This is a genomic window from Duganella fentianensis (assembly GCF_009857835.1).
Classification (GTDB): Bacteria; Pseudomonadota; Gammaproteobacteria; order Burkholderiales; family Burkholderiaceae_D; genus Rugamonas; species Rugamonas fentianensis.
Map to the genome: position 1 here is coordinate 90,836 of NZ_WWCL01000005.1, position 24,054 is coordinate 114,889.

Below are 24,054 nucleotides of genomic sequence, written 5' to 3' on the forward strand. Positions count from 1 at the left end.
CATCATGACACTTAAAAAATCCCAGCAGACCGCCATCGTGCATCCCGATTACCGTGCACCGGAAGGCTTTGCCGCTTTCCCGGCCGTGATCCATCACGCTTCCACCGTGCTGTTCAAGAACGTGGCTGCCATGCGCTCGGGCGAATGGAAGGACAAGAACGCCTATACCTACGGCCTGCATGGCACGCCGACCACCTTCACGCTGGAAGCGCGGCTGGCCGAAATCGAAGGTGGCGACTACTGCCTGCTGGCACCTAGCGGTCTGGCGGCGATTGCCATGGTCGATCTGGGGCTGCTGCGCAGCGGCGACGACGTGCTGCTGCCCGATAACGTCTACAACCCGAACCGCGAACTGGGGCGCTGGCTGTCGGCCGATTACGGCATCACGGCGCGCTACTACGATCCGCTGATCGGCGCCGGCATCGCCGAGCTGATACAGCCGAATACCCGATTGATCTGGACCGAAGCGCCGGGCTCCGTCTCGATGGAAGTACCGGACCTGCCAGCCATCTGCAAGGCAGCGCACGAACGCGGCGTGGTGGTGGCGCTGGATAACACCTGGTCGGCCGGTCTGGCGCTGCGCGGCTTCGATCTGGGTGTGGACATCATCATGCAGGCACTGACCAAATACCAGTCTGGCGGCTCGGATGTGCTGATGGGCGCTGTCATCACGCGCGACCGTGCGCTGCACGACAAGATCGCCGGTGCCCACATGCGCCTCGGCATGGGCGTAGGCGCGGACGATGCCTTCCTCGTTTCGCGCGGCCTGCCTACCATGCGTCTGCGCTTCGAAGCGCATGACGCAGCAGCGCGCAAACTGGCCGCATGGCTGCAGGCTCGCCCTGAAATCTCCAAGGTGCTGCACCCAGCCTTTACCGATTGCCCCGGCCACGAATTCTGGAAGCGCGACTTCACGGGCGCAGGTGGCCTGTTCTCCGTGATCTTTGACGAACAGTACACGGAAGCGCAGACCGACCGCTTCATCGACGCGCTGCAACTATTCAAGATCGGTTATAGCTGGGGTGGCGCCAACAGTCTGGTCATGCCTTACCGCATACAGAGCATGCGCAAGGACTGGCCGAACAAGGGCCAGCTGGTGCGCTTCAATGTAGGTCTGGAAGATGTGCACGACCTGATTGCCGATATCGAACACGCGCTGGAGGTGCTGCAATGAGCCGCTACTGGAGCGATGTCGTACACGCGCTGACACCATACACGCCGGGCGAACAGGTGCAGATGCCGGGCCTGATCAAGCTGAATACCAACGAGAATCCGTATCCGCCTTCGCCGCTGGCCATCGCTGCCATGCAGGCGGCAGCAGGCGAACAGTTGCGCAAGTATTCCGACCCGTCGAATGCTGTTCTCAAGGATACGCTGGCCGCCCACTTCGGCCTGCGCCGCGAGCAGGTATTCGTGGGCAATAGCTCGGACGAAGTGCTGGCTCATACCTTCCACGCGCTGCTCAAGCACGAGCTGCCGCTGCTGAGCCCCGATATCAGCTACAGCTTCTATCCGACCTATTGCAGCCTGTACGGCATCCGCAATGTGCAGGTGCCGCTCAACGCGCAGTTCGAAATCGATATCGCCGACTACCAGCAACCGTGCGGCGCCATCATCATCGCCAACCCGAATGCCCCAACCGGCATCGCGCTGCCGCTGGCGCAGATCGAAGCGCTGCTGCAGGCCCACCCCGATCAGGTGGTGGTCATCGACGAGGCCTACGTGGACTTTGGCGGCGAAAGCGCCGCTGCGCTGGTGGGCCGTTACGAGAACCTGCTGGTGGTCCAGACGCTGTCCAAATCGCGCTCGCTGGCCGGTCTGCGGGTCGGCTTTGCGCTCGGCCATGCCGATCTGATCGCCGGACTGGAACGGGTCAAGAACAGCTTCAACTGCTATCCGCTGGGGCAGGTGGCGCAGGCCGGCGCTGTGGCTGCGCTACAGGATGTGGCTTACACGCGGCAGACGTCGGAAGCCATCATCGCCAGCCGCGCATGGCTGACGCAGCAGATGCAGGCGCTGGGCTTCGAGGTACTGCCATCCAAGGCGAACTTCATCTTTGCGCGTCATCCATCGCACGACGCGGCCACGCTGGCAGCCGGGCTGCGCGAGCGCGCCATCCTCGTGCGCCACTTCAAGCAGGCCCGCATCGACCAGTTCCTGCGCATTTCCATCGGCACGGACGAGGAATGCGCGCAACTGGTAGCGGCGCTTCAGGCTTTGCTGTGAGGGATATGGCGATGACCGGCAAAGTAGCGGTGCTGTTTGTCTGCATGGGGAATATCTGCCGTTCGCCTACGGCAGAAGGCGTATTCCGCCAGCGCGTGGAAGCAGCGGGCATGGCTGACTGGGTGGAGATCGATTCGGCCGGCACCCATGGCTACCATGTTGGTGAGCAGCCCGATGCCCGTTCGATGGAGTTCGCGCTTAAACGTGGCTACGATCTATCGAGCCAGCGTTCGCGCAAGGTGAAGGCTAGCGATTTCGAAGTGTTCGATCATGTGCTGGCGATGGACCAGCACAATCTGAGTCTGCTGGAAGCGGCCTGTCCGCCCGAGTACCGCCATAAACTGGGGCTGTTCATGCAGCACGCCAGCCGTAGCGGCGCGCTGGAAGTGCCCGATCCTTACTACGGCGGCGGGCGTGGTTTCGATCTGGTACTCGACTATATCGAAGATGCGTCGGACGGCTTGCTGGAACTGCTGCGCAAGGCGCAGCGTTAGCAGCACAGCCGGCGCCTGATCAGGCCAGCAAAGGCAGGATGCCGTCCAGGCCGACGAAGTTGAGCGCCACGCTGGCCTGCTCGCGCACCACCGGCTTGGCACGGAACGCTACCGACATGCCGGAAATGCTCATCATCTTCAGATCGTTGGCGCCGTCGCCCATGACGATGGCCTGACTCGGGCTGATGCCCAGTTCGGCGCACACGCGTTCCACTGTGCGTTTCTTCTCTTCCGCATCGACGATGCCGCCGATGACGTTACCGGTCAGGCGGCCGTCAACGATTTCCAGTTCATTGGCGTGGGTATAGTCCAGCCCCAGACGCTGTTTCAGGCGCGCGGTGAAAAAGGTGAAGCCGCCCGATACCAGCAGGGTTTTCAGACCGGCCTGTTGTACGGCCTTGAGCATGGTTTCTGCACCCAGTGACAGTTGCAGGCGTTCTTCGTACACGCGTTCCAGTGCCGTTGCTTCCAGACCTTTGAGCAGGGCCACGCGGCGTTTCAGGCTGGCAGAGAAATCCAGTTCGCCGCGCATGGCAGCTTCGGTGATCTCCGATACTTCCGCCTTCAGCCCCTGCATATCGGCGATTTCATCGATGCACTCGATGGTGATCAGGGTGGAATCCATGTCCATGGCGACCAGTTTGAAGTCGCTCATTTTGCGCTGGTCCGCGTCGTAAGTAATATCCACCCTGGCTGCCAGTGCCGCAGCGGCCAGATTCCGGCGCTGCGCCTCATCCAGTGCCACGCCTTCGCAGCGCAGCGCAGTGTCGCTCAGCCAGCGGCTGCTAGCCGTGCCGCTAACACCGGCCAGTGCCGCCAGCTGTTGCAGTTGCGCTTTGCAGTCGCCCAGACCTTGCAGCACCAGATTCGTCATGTTGTTTTCCGTGTTCATAAAGAGAGAGTGTGAGCCTTGGACTAGCTGGTCAGCTGTTTGATGGCGCCCTTGATCTGGGCCACGCGCGTGGCCAGATCCGGCATGGCCGCAGTGATTTTCAGCTTGTCCTGTCCGTTCAGTTTGATCTGGCGGTTTTTCTGTATCAGTTCAATGATGCGCATCGGATCGATGGGCGGCTTGGCCATGAACTGCAGATTGGCCGCTTCGGTGTGGGCATCGATCTTGATGATGCCGACAGTCTTGGCAGCGATGCGCAGACGGTGAGTTTCGATCAGGGCCTTGACGGCATCGGGCAGTTTGCCGAAGCGGTCGATCAGTTCTTCCTGCATGTCGTCGATTTTGTCTTGGGCATTGCAGTTGGCCATACGCTTGTAGATGGACAGGCGTTCGTGCACGTCGCCGCAGAAGTCTGCGGGTAGCAGGGCAGGCACGTGCAGATTGATTTCGGTGGTGGTGGAAAGCGGGGCCGCCAGATCCGGTTCCTTGCCCGCCTTGAGCGCGCGCACGGCTTCGTTGAGCATGTCCGAATACAGCTGGAAGCCCACTTCCGTCATTTCGCCGGACTGGTTATCGCCGAGCACTTCGCCAGCGCCACGGATTTCCAGATCGTGCATGGCCAGATAGAAGCCGCTACCCAGTTCTTCCATCTGCTGGATGGCGTCAAGGCGGCGCTGCGACTGTTTGCTCAGTGCGCCCACATCGTTCACCAGCAGATAGGCATAGGCCTGATGGTGCGAACGGCCTACGCGTCCGCGCAACTGGTGCAGCTGCGCCAGACCGAATTTGTCGGCGCGGTGCATGATGATGGTGTTGGCGGTGGGGACGTCGATACCGGTTTCGATAATCGTAGTACACAGCAGGATGTTGTAGCGCTGTGCCACGAAGTCGCGCATGACTTTTTCCAGATCGCGTTCATGCATCTGGCCGTGCGCCACGGCGATGCGCGCCTCGGGCAGCAGTTCGGTCAGCATGGCCAGACGGTTCTGGATGGTCTCGACTTCATTGTGCAGGAAGTACACCTGACCGCCGCGCTTGAGTTCACGCAGGCAGGCTTCACGGATGATCGATTCGCCTTCGCTGCGTACAAAGGTCTTGATGGCGAGGCGCTTCTGCGGTGCAGTAGCGATCACGGAGAAGTCGCGCAGGCCTTCCAGCGCCATGCCCAGCGTACGCGGTATCGGCGTCGCCGTCAGCGTCAGCACGTCCACTTCGGCGCGCAGCGACTTCAGGGCCTCCTTCTGGCGCACACCGAAACGGTGTTCTTCGTCGATGATCACCAGACCGAGGCGGGTAAATTTTACGTCGTCCGACAGCAGCTTGTGGGTGCCGATGACGATATCGAGCGTGCCGTCGGCCATGCCCTTGATGGCCTGACTGATCTCCTTGCCGGTGCGGAAGCGCGACATCTCGGCGATCTTCACGGGCCAGTCGGCAAAGCGGTCGGCAAAGGTCTGGGCATGCTGCTCGGCCAGCAGCGTGGTCGGTGCAAGGATGGCCACCTGTTTGCCACCCATTACAGCAATGAAGGCAGCGCGCAGTGCCACTTCCGTTTTGCCGAAGCCTACGTCACCGCAGACCAGGCGGTCCATCGGTTTGCCGGAAGTCATATCGCGCATCACATTGTTGATGGCTTCCTGCTGGTCCGGCGTTTCATCGAAGCCGAAGCTGTCGGCGAAGCGTTCGTAATCATGCGCCGAGTATTCGAAGGCATGGCCCTGACGCAGCGCGCGGCGGGCATACAGATTAAGCAGTTCGGCCGCCGTATCGCGTACCTGTTCGGCCGCTTTGCGCTTGGCTTTTTCCCACTGGCCGGAACCGAGCGAGTGCAGCGGTGCGTCGTCCGGCGAGGCGCCCGAATAGCGCGAAATCACGTGCAGCTGGGAGACCGGCACATACAGCTTGGTGTCCTTGGCATATTCCAGATGCAGGAACTCGGTTTCGCCTTCGCCCAGATCCATGCTGGTCAGGCCCATGTAGCGGCCGATGCCATGGTTGATGTGCACTACCGGATCGCCGATCTTCAGTTCCGACAGATCGCGCACCATGGATTCCACCTGCGTGACGCCTTCCTGCTTCTTCTTGCCCACGCGGCGACCGGAGCCGGCATACAGTTCCGTCTCGGTGATGAAGATCAGGTGCTCGTCCGGGGTGGACAGCTCGAAGCCCGCGTGCAGCGGTGCTACGCCCAGCATCAGTTTGGCGCTGGAAGTGATGAAGCCTTCGTAGCCCTCGGCTGGCGTCAGCGTCAGATCGTATTCGTTGAAGTACTGCTGCAGCGTTTCGCGCCGTCCGTTGGACTCGGCGCAAATCATCACGCGGCGGCCAGCCTGCAGCAGATAGGCGCGCAGATTGGTGAGCGGATCGTCGCTGTGGCGGTTGACGGCGATATTCGGCACGGGCGCCGACAGTTCGGAGGCGCCCGCATCGGCCTCGCGGCTGATGACGAGGCGGCCATACGGCTTGGCCAGCACGAAGAACTGTTCGTCCGACAGGAATAGCGATTCCGGTGGCAGGATAGGGCGTTCGCGGTCGGCTTTCAGGAAGCGGTAGCGCGAACTGGTATCGGTCCAGAAGCGCAGAATGGCGGCATTGATATCGCCCACCAGTGCCAGCGTCGCGCCTTGCGGCAGATAGTCGAACAGGGTGGCAGTCTGCTCGAAGAACAGCGGCAGATAGTATTCGATACCGGCCGATGCGATACCCGAACTGATGTCCTTGTACACCACCGAGCGCGAAGGATCGCCTTCGAACTGCTCGCGCCAGCGGCTGCGGAAGGTGGTGCGGGCCGCTTCGTCCATGGGGAATTCGCGCCCCGGCAGCAGCCGTACTTCCTGCACCGGATACAGCGAACGCTGGGTGTCGGCATCGAAGGTGCGTATGGTTTCTATGGTGTCGCCGAACAGGTCCAGCCGGTAGGGCAGGGCCGAACCCATGGGGAACAGGTCGATCAGACCGCCGCGCACCGAGTACTCGCCGGGCGACATCACCTGCGTCACGTGGGCGTAACCGGCCAGCGTGAGCTGGGTCTTCAGGCGCGCTTCGTCCAGCGATTCGCCTTTCTTGAAGAAGAAGGTGTAGGCCGCGAGGAAGGACGGCGGCGCCATGCGCACCAGCGCCGTGGTGACCGGCACCAGCATCACATCGCACTGGCCGCTGGAGATTTCATGCAGCGTGGCCAGACGTTCGGACACCAGATCCTGATGGGGCGAGAAGGCGTCGTAAGGCAGGGTCTCCCAGTCCGGCAGCAAATGGCAGCGCAGCTGGTCGCCGCCGAACCACGGAATTTCCGCCAGCAGGCGCTGGCCGTCGCTGGCGCTGGCCACGATCACGGCCAGCATCTGGCCTTGGGCTTTGAGTGCTAGCGCAGTTTGCGCCAGTGCGTAGGCGTCCGACGAGCCATGCAGTGCAGGCAGGGCGTAACGGTTGCCGGGTTTGGGGATGGAATTTTTTAAGACCAGAGACACAACGCAGCTTCACTGTTAAGGCGCATCGCCAGAGTGGCGATGCCGCTGCCAGCATTATAGACCAAGCCCCGCCAGCTGGTTATGGTGGGCTTGGCCGGTTGGCCACACCAAACGGTACATGCACCATAGGGATGTTGCCACCGGCCGACTTCAGGTGGCTTAACTGGTCGTCAAAGAAGATGTGCGGCTTGAGTATGCCCAGCACGCGGGCTTTCTCCATCCCGCCCAGGAAAAAGGTTTCATTGGCCGAGACACCCCAGCTTTTCAGCGTCGTTACCACACGTTCGTGGGCGGGCGCGCTGCGTGCCGTGATGATGGCGATGCGCAGGATCTTGCGGTAGGACGGATCGCGCTGCTGGGCTTGCTCTTCCAGACGCTGCATGTGCGACAGTTTCTGGAACAGAGCGGCCAGCGGGCCCGGCTGGTGCGGCACAGCGACCCGTTCGCGCTCGTGGGCATGGAACTCATCCACATTGTTATTGCGCTTGAATACGGTTTCGGATTCGTCGTCGGCAATCACACCGTCAAAGTCAAAGGCCACGCGTAACTCGTTGTCGCTGTCATCGTCTTCGATGCGTGATGGCAGCACCAGCCCGGCCGGGAAGTTGGCCGCCAGCGCATTGCGCACATCTTCCTCGTGCGCCGTGAGAAATAGCGAGGTATTGAAGGCGGGCAGATAGGTGTAGGGGGAATTGCCGGTCACAAAACAGGCGCGCGAAATGTCCAGCCCGTAATGGGCGATGGAATTCATCACGCGCAGGCCGGTTTCCGGCGAATTGCGCGAAAGCAGCACCACTTCGACCGGCGCTTCGCCGGCGAAATGCTGGTTAATACTGAGGAAGCGGCGGATGAAAGGAAAGGCGACGCCCTTGTCCAGTACCACGTCGTGCTGGGCTTCTTGATACTTTCGGTAACTTTCTTCACCTTCTTCCAGAAAAATTTTATGCGACGCGCTGAGGTCGAACAGGGCGCTGGAAGCGATTCCGATGACAAGCTTGTTTTCGATGGGATAGGCCATGGTACAGAGGGCAGATGGTAATGCTTGCTACTTTACCGCATAGTCAAGTGGCGTGGCGATTTTGTGGATTGGTATGAAACTGGTAGTTAAAACAAAATAATTTTCATTGTCAGGATGGTTATTTCTATTGTTTTGAGGATATAATTCTTCCCATGCAGTCAGGTTTTACCCGTTTTGCTTACTTTTCCATCAACATATACCAATTACATACCATGAACACTTCAAATCTGATCAAACGTGTTTTGCCCCTGGTGTTGAGCATTGCAGCAATCGGTACGGCCCAGGCCGCTGTACCTAGTTTTAACCTCGGTGCAGCCAGTAACTACAGTGCTTACATTTACGGCAACGTCAGCAAAGTGACGGACATCGAAGGCCGTCTGGCCGTCGGTGGCGACTTCACCGCGTCGGGCACTTCCATCGGCTATCGTGCTCCGTACGGCAGCACCGGCCCAAGTCTGGTGGTAGGCGGCAACGTCAGCCTGACCGGCGGCGACATCTATGCGCCACCTAAAACCAACGTGGATACCACGGTAGGTTACGGTCCTATCACCAGCTACAACAAAACCCTCAACGGCAAAGGCGTGTATGGCGGTAGCAATACCTCCTCGAAATATCACGATCTGACCAAGACGGACATCAGCAAGGTAACGGACTTCGCTGCCACCAAGACCAGCCTGACGGCGCTGTCCAATACCCTGAGCAAACAGGCCAGCAACGGCACCGCAGTCAACTTCGTCAACGGCGGCATCTCGCTGGTTGGTAATGGCAAGTCGGGCGTGGAAGTGTTCAACCTGAACACCAACAACCTGACCAATCTGAATCTGAGCAATGTAGCGAAAGACGCTATCGTGCTGATCAACGTTACCGGCACGGGTACGGTAACTTTCGGCGGCGGTCAGGATGGTCAGCTGGAAGCCCTGCGTAACAACGTGCTGTTCAATCTGAACGGCGCGACCGGCGTGCAGATTTCGACCTTCACCTGGGGTTCGATTCTGGCCAACAACGCAAATCTGACGGGCACGGGCCACCTGGAAGGCAGCATCGTTGCCAAGTCGATCAGCTCGGCAGTGGAAGTGGGCTGGGAGCCGTTCAAGGGCTATGTGGCCGCACCGGTACCTGAGCCAGAAACTTATGCAATGATGCTGGCCGGGCTGGCACTGGTGGGTGGCATCGCCCGCCGCCGTCGCAAACAGTAAGCCGGCTGGTAGTGGGCTGACTAGTAACTGTTACAAAAATAGCTGCTCCGGCAGCTATTTTTGTTTGTCCAGAACACTTCCAGTTGCCACTGCAGATGCCCTGAGTTACATTGAAATATCATCAGGACGGGAGCCGTCGTGCTTAGCTTCGAGACGTTGTTACTGGTTCAGGTTTGCACCACTGTGCTGACAACGGCACTTCTGGTGGCATCGGCCTGTTACCGCGACAGTCCGCCCGAAATGCGCTGGTGGGCCACCGGTAATCTGGTGATTTCTGCCGGACTGGCGCTGACCAATCTGGAAGGCGTGCCACCACTGCTGTGCGCACTGGTGGGCTACAGCCTGATCGCGCTGGGCATCGCTCTGGTGCTGCGCGGTGTGCGCGTGCACTGTGGCGACACTTTGGCCACCGGCCAGATCGTGCTGATTACCCTGATCGCTATGCTGGTCAGCGGCTATTTCACTCTGATCGAACCTAGCGTACGTGGCCGCATTGCCTTTAGCGGCTTCTATTTCGGCGTACTGAACTGGATGTGCGGTTATGCCGCGGGGCGCTATTCGAGCGAGCGCGGCGTGCCTATCGCCGTGACGGGTTTTGGCTTGCTGGGCACCGCGCTGGTGGTGCGCGGCATGCACCTGCTGATGCAGGAAGGGCCGGTCGATCTATCCAGTTCGACGGTGCTGGGCATTACCATGCTGACGGTGCCGCTGGGTCAGGTCTGCACCAGCTTCGGTCTGATCCTGATGGTGATGTGGCGTTATGCCGAGCGTTTGCGCCAGCTGTCCAGCATCGATGCCTTGACGGGCGCACTGAATCGTGCCGGGCTGGAAGATCAGGGCGGGCGGCTGGCCTTGCGTCTGCAGCGGGCGCGGCGCGATCTAGCTGTACTGATGATCGATGTCGACCACTTTAAACAGATTAACGACAGCTTCGGCCATGCGGCCGGCGATGAAGTGCTGCGCTGCCTGACCCGTTTGCTGCGGCAGGAATTGCGGCCGATGGATGTGCTGGCCCGCATCGGCGGCGAGGAATTCGTGCTGGTGCTGGACGGTGTCGATCCCGCTGCTGCGCTACGGCTGGCCGAACGCCTGCGCGCCCGCATTGCGGATGAAGCGGTGCAATGCGAAGGTGCGTCCGTGGCTTATACAGTCAGCATAGGCGTCGTGGCATCGGCGGCAGCGGGCTACGAGCTGCCCGCGCTGATGGCGGCCGGTGATCGCGCCATGTATGAAGCCAAGCGCCGCGGCCGCAATCAGGTCTGTTCGGCCTGAGGCGCAAGTGGCCGGGGACGGATGCTGCGCTGGCGGGCGGCCTATTGTTCGTAAGCGCCCAGCCTGAGCTGCTCGGCCGCACTGAAACTGGCATCGCGCAATTGCTGCAAGGCGTCGGCACTACTGCCTGCGCGTTCCTGCAGCGCGCGGCGGCGTGCCTGATAGCTGCTGATGCGGCGCTGCCATTCGGCTTCCTCCTTATCCAGCTCGGCCAGCCGGTCGGCCGCAGCCGGCGTAAATGTGCTGGCCCGCAGGCGATAGATTTCGTTTTCGTCGGTGCCGCGCTGGCGTGCCAGTGCCACGGCCTGCTCCAGTGCCAGAACGCGGCCGGGGGCTGCCCGTTCGTTGCGCTGCTCCGGCGTGAGCGCCGCATCAAGCGCCAGCCAGCGCTGCTGTTTCTCTGCTTCGCTCAGTTGGCGGTCGCTGCTGATCGCCATGCGGGCGATGGCATCTTCATCGTAGGCATCGCTGGCGCCGAACAGGGCCGTGCTTTCTGCCGGACTGAAATAGGCTGCACGGGTCTGGCGCAAGGCTTGCAGCCGCAGGCGCGCTGCCTTTACGGGGTCGCTGGCGCGGGGCTGGCTGGCGGCCAGCTGCGCTTCCACGCCGGCCAAGGCCTGCTTGTAGTCCATGTAGATATCGAGCAGTCGCTGGGCTTCCTGCACCGCCTTGCCGTGCAGGCGGCGTTCCAGTTCATGGCGGATTTCGCCGCGAATGGCGGCCAGCGGCTTTTCGCCCAGCGCGGCCAGATAGTAGTCGAACAGGTAGACCAGTTCGGGCGTCAGCACCAGCTGGTCCGCCCCCAGCTGGGTCAGCTGGCCGTCGGGCCGGGTACCCAGCATGGAGGGAACAAAGGCGAAGTAGTCGGGCGCCGCGGCGGGGGCGCGAGGCGCTGGCGCCGCAGGCTGGCGCCAGCCGGCGTAGATGGCCGAGCCGATCAGCGCCACCAGCACCAGCAGCCCGGGCTTGCTTGCCTTCGGTGTCATAGACAATCCTTACAGCCCCATGCCCTGCAGGCGGTTGGCCTGCTGGCGGAACAGGGTGACGGGATTGGTCTCGAACAGATTGCTGATGCCGACCATCTGGTTGACTTCGTCCAGATGGTTGAGCGCATAGTCGTCGCGGATCACCCGGCCCAGATGGCTGGAACAGCTGCTGACCAGACCATCGTTCTTGGCGCCGTTGAAGGCCAGCGCCGTCAGGGCCAGCACGGGGTCGCTGACGTCGAGCAGATTGGTGTAGGGCCGGGCGCCGCTCCACGAGAAGTAGTACACGCCGTTGACCTGATAATCACCTTCGCCGCAGGCGCTGACGGGCACACCTTGCGGGTGGCGCTGGTTGAATGCCAGCGTGCCGGCCGTGCTGAGCGAAGTGGCGGCGGCGCGCGCATTCTGCGGCAGGGTGGGATTGCCGGACAGGAAGCTGATAAAGCCGGAGACGGCATTGGCTACGCCGTAGGTCACGTCGGGTACGGCGCCGATCAGCACATCGGCCACGCGCGAACCTTTATTGACGCCGCCGATGCTGGTGACGGATGCCACCAGATCGGGCCGCACCGAAGCCACGTAGCGCGAAGTCGGGCCACCATGACTATGGCCGATCAGGTTGACCTTGCTGGCGCCGGTAGCGGCGAGGATCTGGCGCACTTGCGTGAGCAATTGTTCGCCCCGTACTTCGGTGCTGTTGGCGGCCGAAACCTGGGTAATGTAGACCTGTGCACCGCCGCTGCGCAGCGCCGAGGCGATGCCATAGAAGTAATCGACCGGGCCGATATTGTCGAAGCCGAACAGGCCGTGCACCAGTACGATGGGGTAGCGGGTCTGGGTGTAACCGGCGGCGCGGGCGGGACTGCTGATCAGGCTGCAGGCGAGCAGACAGAATGCCAGTAGCTGGCAGATGCGTTGTCTCATGATGGTCTCCGTGGATTTTTTATGGTCCGGCGCGCTGCCGGTGAGGAAAATGTAGCACCAGCTCAATGACTGTGCAGACCGCAATCTAGGCCTGGGGAGCCAATCTGCATAGCTGCTGATGGCCGCATTAAGGCTGCGCTATAATCAACGCAAAAAAACCACAGCGCTTCGAGCGAGAGATAGCGAGACGACTTTGCCAGCCCATTTCGACCTGCAACAATTTCAGGCCATGACGCCACTCGATGGCGACAACATCTGGGCCTATCTGCTGGACCACAATGCCGAGCGGATTACTGTGAAGCGGCGCAAACCGGCGCTGGAAAACATCGAGAAAATCTTCCGTGCCACCTTCAGGCTGGCCAACGAGGTGGGCTTCCGCACCATGAATCTGCGCGACCTGTGCCGCGAGACAGGGCTGTCCATGGGCGGGCTGTACGGCTACATCAGCAGCAAGGACCAGCTGGCAGAAATGATAGAAGATGTGGTGCGCCATGCCACCCATGAAGTGCCGCGCATGTTTGATGATCTGAGCGATCCGCTGGAGCGGCTGGAAGCGCTGGTGCGGGCCTCGATCTTCGTGTCCGAAATCCTGCAGCCGTGGTTCTATTTCGTCTTCATGGATTCGCGCGTACTGCAGACGGCCCAGCGTGCCACTGCCAAGGAATCGGAACTGTATGTGCAGAGCCTGTTCGCCGGCATCATCAGCGAACTGCCGCACCGGCCGCAAGGCAGCCCCGAGCTGCTGGCTTCGCACATCATGGCGATGTTTCAGGACTGGTATGTGAAGCGCTGGAAGTACCGCGCGGCCGAGATCACGCCGGACCAGTTTGCCGATAGCGCGGTGCGCATGATGCGCGGCTATCTGCGCGCCTAAGCGCGCAGACCGGCTGCGGAACTACTGGTTGGTGGCCGGCGTAGCCGGTGGTGTAGGGGTCACGTTCTCGCCACCGGGCGGCACATAATCTTCCATATCGAGCGAGTGGCGTGCGGCGTCGCCCATGAACTCGTCGTACAGCCATTCGCCATTGACCTGGGTGAGGCCGGCCGGGGTCGGACGCTCCTGCGCCGGACGGTTTTGCAGCGCCACCTTCATGTAGTCTATCCAGATCGGCAGCGCCACGCTGGAACCGAACTCCTTGCCGCCCAGCGATTTGGAATCGTCGTAACCCATCCACGAAACGGCCACGATGCCGCCGCCGTAACCGGCAAACCAGCCATCGACGGCATCGCTGGAAGTACCGGTTTTGCCGGCCAGATCAGGGCGGCCCAGCTTGGCCACGGCAGCCCCCGTGCCGGTGCGCGTCACCTGACGCAACAGGCTATCGGTCACATAGGCATTGCGCGGATCGATTACGCGGGCTTCGTCGGGCAGGGTGGTGCGCGGTTTGGTTTCGGAGATTACCTTGCCATTACCATCGACGATTTTGGCGATGAAATACGGCTCGACCGTGTAGCCGCCATTGGCGAACACGGAATAGGCACCCACCAGCTGGGCCGGCGTGACGGAGCCGGTGCCCAGTGCCAGCGTCAGATTCTTCGGATGCTTGGCCAGATCGAAGCCGAACTTGCCCAGGTAGTGGTGGGTAAATGGCACGGTGATCGAGCGCAGGATGCGCACCGATGCCACGTTCTTGGATTCGGCCAGCGCGGTACGCATGGTAATCGGGCCATCGAACTTGCCATCATCGTTCTTCGGGCTCCAGGCTTCGTTGCCCGTTTCGGCGCCCGTCAGATCGAGCGGCGAATCGTTGATGATGGTGGATGGATTAAAGCCTTTCTCCAGTGCCGCCGAATATACGAAAGGCTTGATGGAGGAGCCGGGCTGGCGCCATGCCTGCGTGACGTGGTTGAACTTCTGAAGGTTGTAATCGAAGCCGCCTACCATGGCGTGGTAGCCGCCCGTGACCGAATCGATGGACACAAACGCGGCCGCCACCTGCGGCACCTGGGTGATGCTCCAGCTATTCTTTTCCTGCATGATGCGCACTACAGCACCGGGACGCAGGCGTACGCTGTCCCTGGCCTTGTCGCTCAGGGCACTGGTCACCAGCCGCAGGCCATCACCGGTGACGGTGATTTCGTCGCCGGACGGATTCTGCACCTTGACGGCTTTCGGGCTGGCGTCCAGCACCACGGCCGGAATCAGGCGGTCGCTGCTCGGGCGGCGCTGCAGCGCTTCCTCGATGGCGTCATCGCGTTCCTCGGCATTGGCCGGCAGATTGATAAAGGCTTCCGGCCCGCGGTAGCCGTGACGCTGGTCATAGTTCAGCACATTGCGGCGCACTGATTCGTAAGCGGCAATCTGGTCCGCCTTGAGGATGGTGGTGTAGACGCTGATGCCCTTGGTGTAGGAGTCTTCCTTGAACTGGGCATACACCACCTGACGTGCCAGTTCGGCCACGTATTCGGCATGGGTCTCGAATTCCTGGCCACGATGGCTGACGTGCAGCGTGGTATGCAGCGCCTTCTGGTACTGCTCTTCGGTGATGTAGTTGACGTCGCGCATGGCGCGCAGGACGACCTGCTGGCGCTGTTTGGCGCGCTTGGGGTTGACGGCCGGATTGTGGCGCGCAGGATTCTTGGGCAGGCCGGCCAGCATGGCCATTTCGGCAATGTTCAGGTCTTTCAGCGATTTGCCGAAGTAGGTCTGCGCCGCGCTGCCGAAGCCGAACGAGCGCTGGCCCAGATAGATCTGGTTCATATACAGCTCGAGGATCTGGTCCTTGTTCAGGGCTGCCTCGATTTTGAAGGCCAGCATGACTTCATTGAGTTTGCGGCCATAGAATTTTTCCCGTGTGAGGAAGAAGTTACGCGCCACCTGCATGGTGATGGTGGAGCCGCCCTGACTCATGGCTCCGCCCAGATTGGCCTTGGCCGCGCCCAGCGCGCGCACCCAGTCGATGCCGTTGTGGTCGTAGAAGCGCTTGTCTTCGATCGCCAGTATGGATTTCTTCATCATCTCGGGAATGTCCTTGATGGGGATGAAGTCGCGGTGTTCTTCGCCGAATTCGCCGATCAGGGCATTGTCGGCCGTGTAGACGCGCAGCGGGATTTTCGGCCGGTAGTCGGTCACGGCATCGAGTGATGGCAGGTTGGGCGCTACCACCAGCAGCAGATAGGCGATCAGCAGTCCGCCTGCGATCAGGCCGGCAATGCCTATGGCGATGAAGCCACGGATGGCGTTGCGGCGGGTCAGCCACTTGGAAAAATCGATGGAGGAAGTAGTCAAGGCAGGCACTCTCGGAGACATCGGTAGGCGCGATTATAGACCATCGCGTTGTGCGTTTCCCGAATTGGAAATTGGTGATTTTTGCAAATTAGAGGGAGGCAGTCTATGCTGGCGCTAGGAATTGTCGTAACGTATCACTATTCGAGCTAAAACGTATCACCGGGGAAGACATGGCGGAACCGCAGCACACTCTCGATTGCGATCTATTGATAGTCGGTGGCGGCATCAATGGGGTAGGTATCGCGCGCGATGCGGCCGGACGGGGGCTGTCGGTGGTGCTGTGCGAAAAAGATGATCTGGCCGCCCATACCTCGTCCGCTTCGTCCAAGCTTATCCACGGCGGCCTGCGCTATCTGGAGTATTACGAGTTCAATCTGGTGCGCAAAGCCCTGATCGAGCGCGAAGTGCTGCTACGCGCCGCGCCCCATATCATGCGCCCGCTACGCTTTGTCATGCCCCATGCGGCCGGCTTGCGGCCCAGCTGGATGATACGGGCCGGCCTGAAACTATATGATTTGCTGGCCAAGCGCGAACTGCTGCCGCCTTCCTCGGCCATCAATCTGCGCTGTCATCCGGCCGGCCAGCCGCTGAAACCGGAATTCCGCTGCGGTTACATCTATTCCGATGGCTGGGTGGATGATGCGCGGCTGGTGGTGCTGAACGCCATGGATGCGGAAGAAAAGGGCGCCATCATTCTGACCCAGACCCTGTGCAGCCGATTGCAGCGGCAGGCGGGCGGCTGGCAGGCCGACCTGCACAAGCAGGGCTGCGGCGATGTACGGGTCAACGCCCGCTATGTGGTGAATGCGGCGGGACCATGGACGGCGCAGGTGCTGCATGCGGCCGTGCCGAAAGAAGGCGGCGGCCATCTGCGCCTGATTAAAGGCAGCCATATCATCGTGCGGCGCATTTTCGAACACGAACATGCGTATATATTCCAGCATCGCGACGGCCGCATCGTGTTCGCCATTCCCTACGAACGCGAATTTACCCTGATAGGCACGACCGACCTTGATTACCAGGGTGACGCCAATCAGGTGGCCATCAGCGAAGAAGAAATCCGCTATCTGTGCCAGCTGGCCAGCGAGTACTTTGTCCGCCCCGTACAGCCGGCCGATGTGGTGTCTACCTATTCCGGCGTGCGGCCGCTGGTGGAAGATGGGGCCGACGCCAAGGCCGTCACGCGCGACTACCGGCTGGAAGTGGATCAGGATGGCCCGCCGCTGCTGAGCGTCTTCGGCGGCAAGATCACCACCTACCGCAAGCTGGCCGAAGATGCGGTCGATCAGGTGGCCCGCGCGCTGGGCAACCGCCACGGTGCATGGACCCACGATGCCTGCCTGCCCGGCGGTGACCTGTTCGGCGCCAGGCCGCAGAACCGTTCCGTGCTGGAGTTCGATAGCTGGGTGCGCACGGTGCAGAACCAGTATGCATGGCTGCCGCCGCTGCTGGTGGCCCGCTACGCACGCGCCTACGGTACGCGGCTGCATACGCTGCTGGCGCAGAAGACCACGCTGATCGAGATGGGCGAGGAAATCCTGCCCGGCCTGTATGCGACGGAAGTGGAATACCTGCGCCGCTATGAATGGGCGCGCACGGCACAGGACATTCTGTGGCGCCGCTCCAAACTGGGCCTGCATCTGCCACCTGATGCCGCGCAAGTCCTGCAGGACTGGCTGCTGGCTCATCCCGTCCAGTGTAAATAAAAAACGGCGCCTGTCCTTGCGGATCAGGCGCCGTTTTGCGCTAGGCGCCGCGTGCGCGGCGCTGCCTATATTACTTCACACCGTGCATCAGTTTCTGGATCAGGGGAGCGATCAGGAACAGCAGCACGCCGCCAGCCATCAGCGAGTAGAAGCCGAAGGTGTAGCCGCTCAGTGCCGAGGTGATCGACATACCGGCTTCGCCGCTGACGTGGGAAGCGAAGATGCCCGACAGGTTGTTACCGATACCGGTAGACAGGAACCAGCCACCCATACCCAGACCGACCAGACGGGTAGGTGCCAGCTTGGTCACCATCGACAGGCCGATAGGTGACAGGCACAGTTCACCGATCGATTGCAGTACGTAGACCATGAACAGGGTCCAGAACGGGATCTTGTTGTCGACGTTGACCAGCATCGACAGCGCATACATCAGCAGGCCGAAAGCGGCACCATTGAACAGCAGGCCGAGGCCGAATTTGCGCGGAATCGAAGGATTGGCACCGCGCATGGCCACCCAGATGAAGGCGATGACAGGAGCGCAGGAAATGATGGCCAGCGAGTTCACGGTCTGGAACCAGGCTACCGGGAAAGTCCAGTTGAACATTACGCGGTCAACGATTTTGTCGGCCAGGAAGGTGAACGAGCTGCCAGCCTGTTCGAAGAACATCCAGAACATGATATTGAAGAAGAAGATCAGCAGCATGGCGATGACTTTGTCGCGCGCTACTTTGCCGTTGCGGATACCTTCTACCAGCAGCATCACGGACAGCAGGATGAACAGGCCGGACAGCACGATCTGCAGATTGGCTGCGCCAGCGGCCAGCAGCAGGTACACCAGCGGAATCACGCAAAGCGAGCCCAGTACCACGTAGACCATGCGCTTGGGGTCGGCGTTGCTTTGGTCCGGAGCACCGATGCCTTTGAGCTGGGCGCGGCCGATGAAGAACCATACCAGGCTAACCAGCATACCGACGCCGGCCGACAGGAACACTACTTTGTAGGCAGGCATGCCGTGGTTGCCGAAGACGGCCGAAGCCAGCCACTCGGTCAGCACTGGCGCGACCAGCGCGCCCGAGTTGATGCCCATGTAGAAAATGGTGAAGCCGGAATCGCGACGCGGGTCGGCGGCACCATACAGCTTGCCTACCATGGTCGAGATATTCGGTTTGAACATGCCGTTACCGACGATGATGGTCGCCAGACCGAATTTGAACACGGTCTGGTCAGGCAAGGCAATCATGAACAGGCCGGCGGCCATGAACGAGGCGCCCACCAGAATCGAGCGCTGATAACCGAGCACGCGGTCTGCCACGTAGCCGCCGAACAGCGCTGCGGCATAAACCAGCGCCAGATAGGAACCGTACACCAGATTGGCAGCCGATTCGCCCGTTGGGTCGCCGCTGTAGAATTGGGCCACAACGTAGAGAACCAGGGCCCAGCGTATGCCGTAGAAGGCAAAACGCTCCCAGAACTCGGTCATGAACAACATCCAGAGCGGGGCAGGGTGGCCCATGATCTGTTTGAACTCGGGAATCTTCGCTTCCGTATTGGTGGTGGTCGCACCGCTCATGCGGCTTCTCCTATTTTTTATGATCGAAAAAAGTCTCTCGGACTCCCTCGTGGGGTGCCAAGTGGGCGCCATTTTAATCTACAAATCGCCGGCAACGGGCAATTTGATGCATGGTTCCTAAAGTTGTGGCATTTGTGCTATTAAATTAACCATAACAGGAATGCACAATCTCGGCCCCGCAGAACGGCGGTTTGTCGTATATTGAGGGCGCGGCACATAGTGCCGTGCATCGAAATTGAATAAGGATTTACGCATCATGGAACATGACGTTGTCGATACCCTGATTTCGCCGGAAGGACATCTGGAAGTCCTGTCCAAGGCGGAGGTGGCCAAACTGCTCGATACCAGCCAGGGTGGCCTGTTTAATACTTTGCGCCGCTGCGCACTGGCCGTGCTCAATTGCGGCAGCACCATCGACGATGGCAAGGAACTGCTGGAACGCTATGAATCGTTCGATATCAGCATTCTGCAGCGCGAGCGCGGCATCAAGCTCGATATCAAGGGCGCGCCGGGTATCGCTTTCGTCGATGGCAAAATGATCAAGGGCATACACGAGCACCTGTTTGCGGTGCTGCGCGATATCGTTTTCGTCAGCAGCGAAATCAGTGACAATCCGAAGTTTGATGTAGAGAGCACGGAAGGCATTACCGATGCCGTGTTCCACATCCTGCGCAATGCCGATGTGCTGAAACCTCTGCTTAATCCCAAGCTGGTGGTGTGCTGGGGCGGCCACTCGATCAACCGCGCCGAATACACCTATTCCAAGGAAGTGGGCTACCAGATGGGCCTGCGCGATCTGGATATCTGCACCGGCTGCGGGCCGGGCGCCATGAAGGGGCCGATGAAGGGCGCCACCATAGGCCATGCCAAGCAGCGCTTTACCAACGGGCGCTATCTGGGCATCACCGAGCCGGGCATCATTGCGGCCGAATCGCCCAACCCCATCGTCAATGAACTGGTGATCATGCCTGATATCGAGAAGCGCCTCGAAGCGTTCGTGCGTACGGGCCATGGCATCGTGGTGTTTCCCGGTGGTGCCGGCACGGCCGAGGAAATCCTGTACATCCTCGGCATCCTGCTGCACCCGGATAATGCCGAGATTCCTTTCCCGCTGATCTTCACGGGACCGGAAACTTCGCGCGAGTACTTCGTGCAGATTAACCAGTTCATCCACGATACACTGGGACCGGAGGCGCAGCAGCGCTATAAGATCATCATCGACGATCCGGAACTGGTGGCGCGCGAAATGCAGAACGGGATCAAGGAAGTGCGCGAATACCGCAAGTTGCGCAGCGATGCCTATTACTTCAACTGGGGCCTGAAGATAGACCACGAGTTCCAGCGTCCGTTTGCGCCTACCCACGAGAACATGCGCAAACTGAGCCTGCACAAGCAGCAGCCCGTGCATCTGCTGGCGGCTAATCTGCGCCGCGCTTTCTCCGGCGTGGTGGCTGGCAATGTGAAGGAAGAGGGCATACGCGCCGTGGAAAAGCACGGCGTGTTCGAAATCCACGGCGACAAGGAGATCATGGAGCCTATGGATGCGCTGCTGGCTTCCTTCGTGGTTCAGCACCGCATGAAACTGGCCGGTAAACACTACACGCCTTGCTACCGCGTGATCCAGTAAGCCGGCTTTATCGCATGGTCTGAACCATTTCGCCCAGCCAGTCGGCGAATACCCGGACCCGCTTGGGGATGTTGCGCCGGTGCGGGAACAGGATGTGGCTGGGCATGGGCGCAGGCAGATAGTCGGGCAGCACCTGCGCCAGCAGGCCGGCCTGTATGTCGGCCTGCGCGGCCGACTGCGGCAGCTGGGCGATGCCTAGCCCGCCACGGCAGGCCGCGCTATACGCCACGCTGTTATTCACCGTGACTTTGTGGCCCATGGCGAGGTAATGCGTCCGGCCGCTGGCACTATCGCAGTATTCGAAGCCGGCCGGCTGGCTGGCAGGATTGGGCTGGTAGTTGACCAGCCAGTGCTGCGCCAGATCGTCCAGCGTGGCCGGTGTGCCATAGTGCGCCAGATAGGCCGGACTGGCCACGTTGATCAATTCCAGTGGCGGCAGCGGGCGCGCGACCAGCGACTGGTCCACGACGGCACCTACCCTTACCACCAGATCGAAGCCTTCGCCCAGCAGGTCGACGCGACGGTCGGTGCTGAACAGGTCTACCTGCACTTGCGGATGCGCGGCCAGAAAGCCGGCCAGCTGGGCGCTGACCTGCGCCGCCAGACCTAGCGGCATGTCGGCACGGATGCGACCCCGTAGCTGGTCGCCCTGACGGAACAGGGCGCTGATGTCGTCCAGATCTTCCAGCAGACGGTCGCAGCGTTCCAGTAGATCGGCACCTTCGCGGGTGATCTGTACGCGCCGCGTGGTTCTTTGCAGCAGGCGCGCACCGAGCTGCTCTTCCAGCCGCTGGATGGCATTCGAGATAGTGGCGCGCGGTAGCTGGAGCCGGTCGGCTGTGCGGGTAAAGCTGCCCAGTCTGGCCACCCAGCTAAAAATTCTCAAGTCTTCCGTCTGGATTGGTTTCATTTTTCGAATAGTGATGTCGGATTTCGCTGGTTTATCCATTCATTATACGGAATTACACTCTATTTCATCTGCTCCACGTGGCGAGCATGAACGAGATAGGAGTCTGACATGAGCAACAACATCGCTAACACTGCAAGTAATACCACTGTTTCGAACGGCCGTCTGGCCCTGATTACGGGCGGCAGCCGCGGACTGGGGCGCTCGGCCGCCATCCATCTGGCGCGCGCTGGCTGGGACGTGGTGATCACCTATAAGGAACGGGCCGATGCGGCCGAGGCCACGCTGGCGGAAGTACGTGCGCTGGGTCGCCAGGGCGCAGCTCTGGCGCTCGACAGTGGCGTCGTGGCCGGCTTTGCTGATTTCCGCAGCCGTTTCGCGGCCGTGCTGCAGGCCCAGTTTGGCCGCAGCCAGTTCGATGCGCTGGTCAACAACGCCGGTAATGGTGGCGACGTGGCGTTTGCCGATACCACCGAACAGCAGTTCGACGAGATGCTGAACGTCCATCTGAAAGGCGTGTTCTTCCTGACCCAGACCCTGCTGCCGCTGCTGGCTGATGGCGGCCAGATTCTGAATGTGTCCAGCGGTCTGGCGCGCTTCTCCTTCCCCGGCAAGGCTGTCTACGCCATCATGAAGGGCGGGGTGGAAGTGCTGACGCGCTATCTGGCCAAGGAACTGGGCCCACGCGGCATCCGCGTCAACACGCTGGCGCCGGGCGCGATTGCGACAGATTTCGGCGGCGGCGCAGTGCGCGACAACCCGCAGATCAACGCCCATGTGGCGGCAGCGACGGCACTGGGCCGCGTTGGCGAGGCCGATGATATCGGCGGTGCCGTGGCCAGCCTGCTGGACCAGCGTAGCGGCTGGATCAATGCGCAGCGCATCGAAGCTTCGGGTGGCATGCTGGTATAAGCGCATCCTGCGCTGAGGTATAAAAAAAGGCCCGCATCCGCGGGCCTTTTGCTATGCACGCGCAGCATGCATATTGTTTAGCTTACTCCTCGCGGCGCAGGTGCGGGAACAGCAGTACGTCGCGGATGTTAGGCGAATCGGTGATGATCATCATCAGACGGTCGATACCGATACCGCAACCACCGGCTGGCGGCATGCCGTATTCCAGTGCGCGGATGTAGTCGGCATCGTAGAACATGGCTTCTTCGTCACCGGCGTCCTTGGCAGCAACCTGAGCGAGGAAGCGGGCCGACTGGTCTTCGGCGTCGTTCAGCTCGGAGAAGCCGTTGGCGATTTCGCGGCCCACCATGAACAGCTCGAAGCGCTCGGTGATGCCGGCCTGCGTGTCGGATGCACGGGCCAGTGGCGATACTTCGGCCGGATAGTCGATGATGAAGGTCGGTTCCCACAGCTGGGCTTCGGCGGTCTCTTCGAACAGCGCCAGTTGCAGCGCGCCCAGACCGGAAGTGGCGAACGGCTTGACGCCGAACTTGGCCAGTTCCTTGGTGAGGAATTCCATGTCGGTCAGCTGTTCAGGGGTGTAGCCCGGCGCATACTTGTTGATGGCTTCGACGATGGTCAGGCGATGGAAAGGCTTGGCCAGATCCAGTTCGCGGCCGCCGTAGGTCAGGGTGGCGGTGCCGTGGGCATCGATGGCGGCCTGACGGATGATTTCTTCCGTGAAGTCCATGATCCACTTGTAGTCGGTGTAGGCCGCGTAGAACTCCATCATGGTGAATTCTGGATTGTGACGGATCGACACGCCTTCGTTACGGAAGTTGCGGTTGATCTCGAACACGCGGTCGAAGCCGCCCACCACCAGACGCTTCAGGTACAGCTCAGGTGCGATACGCAGGAACATCTGCATGTCCAGCGCGTTGTGGTGAGTGATGAAAGGCTTGGCCGCAGCGCCACCGGGGATGGTGTGCAGCATCGGCGTTTCCACTTCCATGAAGGCGTTCTTTTCCATGAAACGGCGCATCGACGAGATGGCAGCAGTACGGGCCTTGAAGGTACGGCGCGTCTCTTCGTTCATGATCAGGTCAACATAGCGCTGACGGTATTTGGTTTCCTGATCGGCCAGGCCGTGGAATTTGTCCGGCAGCGGACGCAGCGACTTGGTAATCAGACGCAGGGTGCTGACCTTGATGGTCAGTTCATCGGTCTTGGTTTTGAACAGGGTGCCGGTCACGCCCAGAATGTCGCCCAGATCGTAGTGGTGCAGGGCAGCCATGGCGGCTTCGCCGGTCAGGTCCAGCGTGACGTAGATCTGGATGCGGCCATCGGCGCGCGCGCCCGAGGAATCCTGCAGGGTGGCGAAAGCGGCTTTTTTGCCGGCTTCGCGTTTCAGCATCATACGGCCAGCCAGCACCACGTTGACGGGGTTGGCTTCCAGCTCTTCACGGGTCTTCTCGCCAAATTGCACATGCAGATCGGCCGCCTTGTGTTCCGGCTTGAAGTCGTTCGGGAAGGCTACGCCTTGTTCGCGGATGGCGGCCAGCTTGGCGCGGCGCTCGGCGATGATCTTGTTTTCGTCATGCGCTGGGTGTTCGTGATGATCCGTAGTCATGGTCATTTCTTCTGTTGAG

General features: G+C 60.8%; 17 protein-coding genes and 2 pseudogenes. 10 read left to right on the forward strand and 9 right to left on the reverse strand.

Features of this window, described 5'->3' with window-relative positions:
• Positions 1-4 precede the first annotated feature (4 nt).
• Genes GTP23_RS20935 through GTP23_RS20945 form a run of 3 tightly spaced genes read left to right on the forward strand, consistent with a single transcriptional unit; the run spans position 5 to position 2,720 of the window.
• The gene (locus tag GTP23_RS20935) at positions 5-1,174 is read left to right on the forward strand and encodes a cystathionine beta-lyase (protein ID WP_155433973.1); all 1,170 of its coding nucleotides are present in this window, start codon (positions 5-7) and stop codon (positions 1,172-1,174) included.
• A complete protein-coding gene (hisC, locus tag GTP23_RS20940) occupies positions 1,171-2,226 on the forward strand; it encodes a histidinol-phosphate transaminase (protein WP_161036923.1) in 1,056 nt (351 codons plus the stop codon). The genes GTP23_RS20935 and hisC overlap by 4 nt, the downstream gene beginning before the upstream one ends.
• 11 nt (positions 2,227-2,237) lie before the next feature.
• A complete protein-coding gene (locus GTP23_RS20945) occupies positions 2,238-2,720 on the forward strand; it encodes a low molecular weight protein-tyrosine-phosphatase (RefSeq protein WP_161036924.1) in 483 nt (160 codons plus the stop codon).
• Positions 2,721-2,739: 19 nt separating this feature from the next.
• Here the strand turns inward: GTP23_RS20945 and serB are convergent, their stop codons facing one another.
• The 3 genes from serB to GTP23_RS20960 form a co-directional block, all read right to left on the reverse strand.
• A complete protein-coding gene (serB, locus tag GTP23_RS20950; protein WP_161036925.1) occupies positions 2,740-3,612 on the reverse strand; it encodes a phosphoserine phosphatase SerB in 873 nt (290 codons plus the stop codon).
• Positions 3,613-3,635: 23 nt separating this feature from the next.
• Positions 3,636-7,079, reverse strand: a complete 3,444-nt coding sequence (mfd, locus tag GTP23_RS20955) for a transcription-repair coupling factor (RefSeq protein WP_161036926.1) — start codon at positions 7,077-7,079, stop codon at positions 3,636-3,638.
• Between the two features lie 79 nt (positions 7,080-7,158).
• Positions 7,159-8,097, reverse strand: coding sequence for a 5'-nucleotidase (locus tag GTP23_RS20960; protein WP_161036927.1), 939 nt, complete (start codon positions 8,095-8,097; stop codon positions 7,159-7,161).
• 212 nt (positions 8,098-8,309) lie between these two features.
• Here GTP23_RS20960 and GTP23_RS20965 point away from each other — a divergent pair.
• The 3 genes and pseudogenes from GTP23_RS20965 to GTP23_RS20970 all read left to right on the forward strand — a co-directional run.
• Positions 8,310-9,182, forward strand: a pseudogene (locus GTP23_RS20965) (choice-of-anchor A family protein); the annotation flags it as partial.
• 15 nt (positions 9,183-9,197) lie between these two features.
• A pseudogene (locus GTP23_RS23155) lies at positions 9,198-9,293 on the forward strand (PEPxxWA-CTERM sorting domain-containing protein); the annotation flags it as partial.
• A 204-nt stretch (positions 9,294-9,497) separates the two neighbouring features.
• A complete protein-coding gene (locus GTP23_RS20970; RefSeq protein WP_371866959.1) occupies positions 9,498-10,565 on the forward strand; it encodes a GGDEF domain-containing protein in 1,068 nt (355 codons plus the stop codon).
• A 41-nt stretch (positions 10,566-10,606) separates the two neighbouring features.
• Here the strand turns inward: GTP23_RS20970 and GTP23_RS20975 are convergent, their stop codons facing one another.
• Both GTP23_RS20975 and GTP23_RS20980 read right to left on the reverse strand, forming a co-directional pair.
• On the reverse strand, positions 10,607-11,551 hold the full coding sequence (locus tag GTP23_RS20975; RefSeq protein ID WP_161036929.1) for a lipase secretion chaperone: 945 nt from the start codon (positions 11,549-11,551) through the stop codon (positions 10,607-10,609).
• 9 nt (positions 11,552-11,560) lie between these two features.
• Positions 11,561-12,475 (reverse strand): lipase family alpha/beta hydrolase, encoded by a 915-nt coding sequence (locus GTP23_RS20980; RefSeq protein ID WP_161036930.1) that lies wholly within the window; start codon positions 12,473-12,475, stop codon positions 11,561-11,563.
• A gap of 193 nt (positions 12,476-12,668) precedes the next feature.
• Here GTP23_RS20980 and GTP23_RS20985 point away from each other — a divergent pair, with 193 nt between their 5' ends.
• Positions 12,669-13,349 carry a TetR/AcrR family transcriptional regulator gene (locus GTP23_RS20985; protein WP_229256216.1) on the forward strand — a complete coding sequence of 227 codons (681 nt, stop codon included), beginning with the start codon at positions 12,669-12,671 and terminating at the stop codon, positions 13,347-13,349.
• Positions 13,350-13,370: 21 nt separating this feature from the next.
• On the opposite strand, the gene GTP23_RS20990 is transcribed toward GTP23_RS20985, so the two are convergent.
• Positions 13,371-15,725 (reverse strand): penicillin-binding protein 1A, encoded by a 2,355-nt coding sequence (locus GTP23_RS20990; protein ID WP_161036931.1) that lies wholly within the window; start codon positions 15,723-15,725, stop codon positions 13,371-13,373.
• 149 nt (positions 15,726-15,874) lie between these two features.
• On the opposite strand from GTP23_RS20990, the gene glpD reads away from it, so the two are divergent.
• Positions 15,875-17,410 (forward strand): glycerol-3-phosphate dehydrogenase, encoded by a 1,536-nt coding sequence (gene glpD / locus GTP23_RS20995; protein WP_161036932.1) that lies wholly within the window; start codon positions 15,875-15,877, stop codon positions 17,408-17,410.
• Positions 17,411-17,480: 70 nt separating this feature from the next.
• Here glpD and GTP23_RS21000 read toward each other — a convergent pair whose 3' ends face one another.
• Positions 17,481-18,980, reverse strand: coding sequence for a peptide MFS transporter (locus GTP23_RS21000; RefSeq protein WP_161036933.1), 1,500 nt, complete (start codon positions 18,978-18,980; stop codon positions 17,481-17,483).
• A gap of 256 nt (positions 18,981-19,236) precedes the next feature.
• Between GTP23_RS21000 and ppnN the strand changes: the two genes are divergently transcribed.
• Positions 19,237-20,607, forward strand: coding sequence for a nucleotide 5'-monophosphate nucleosidase PpnN (gene ppnN / locus GTP23_RS21005; protein WP_155433984.1), 1,371 nt, complete (start codon positions 19,237-19,239; stop codon positions 20,605-20,607).
• 7 nt (positions 20,608-20,614) lie between these two features.
• Here ppnN and GTP23_RS21010 read toward each other — a convergent pair whose 3' ends face one another.
• Positions 20,615-21,517: a LysR family transcriptional regulator gene (locus GTP23_RS21010; protein WP_202412295.1), complete on the reverse strand. Its 903-nt coding sequence runs from the start codon at positions 21,515-21,517 to the stop codon at positions 20,615-20,617.
• Positions 21,518-21,625: 108 nt separating this feature from the next.
• On the opposite strand from GTP23_RS21010, the gene GTP23_RS21015 reads away from it, so the two are divergent.
• The gene (locus GTP23_RS21015) at positions 21,626-22,426 is read left to right on the forward strand and encodes an SDR family NAD(P)-dependent oxidoreductase (protein WP_161036934.1); all 801 of its coding nucleotides are present in this window, start codon (positions 21,626-21,628) and stop codon (positions 22,424-22,426) included.
• A gap of 82 nt (positions 22,427-22,508) precedes the next feature.
• Here GTP23_RS21015 and lysS read toward each other — a convergent pair whose 3' ends face one another.
• Complete coding sequence (gene lysS, locus GTP23_RS21020) at positions 22,509-24,035, reverse strand: lysine--tRNA ligase (protein ID WP_161036935.1); 1,527 nt, start codon at positions 24,033-24,035, stop codon at positions 22,509-22,511.
• Between the last annotated feature and the right edge of the window lie 19 nt (positions 24,036-24,054).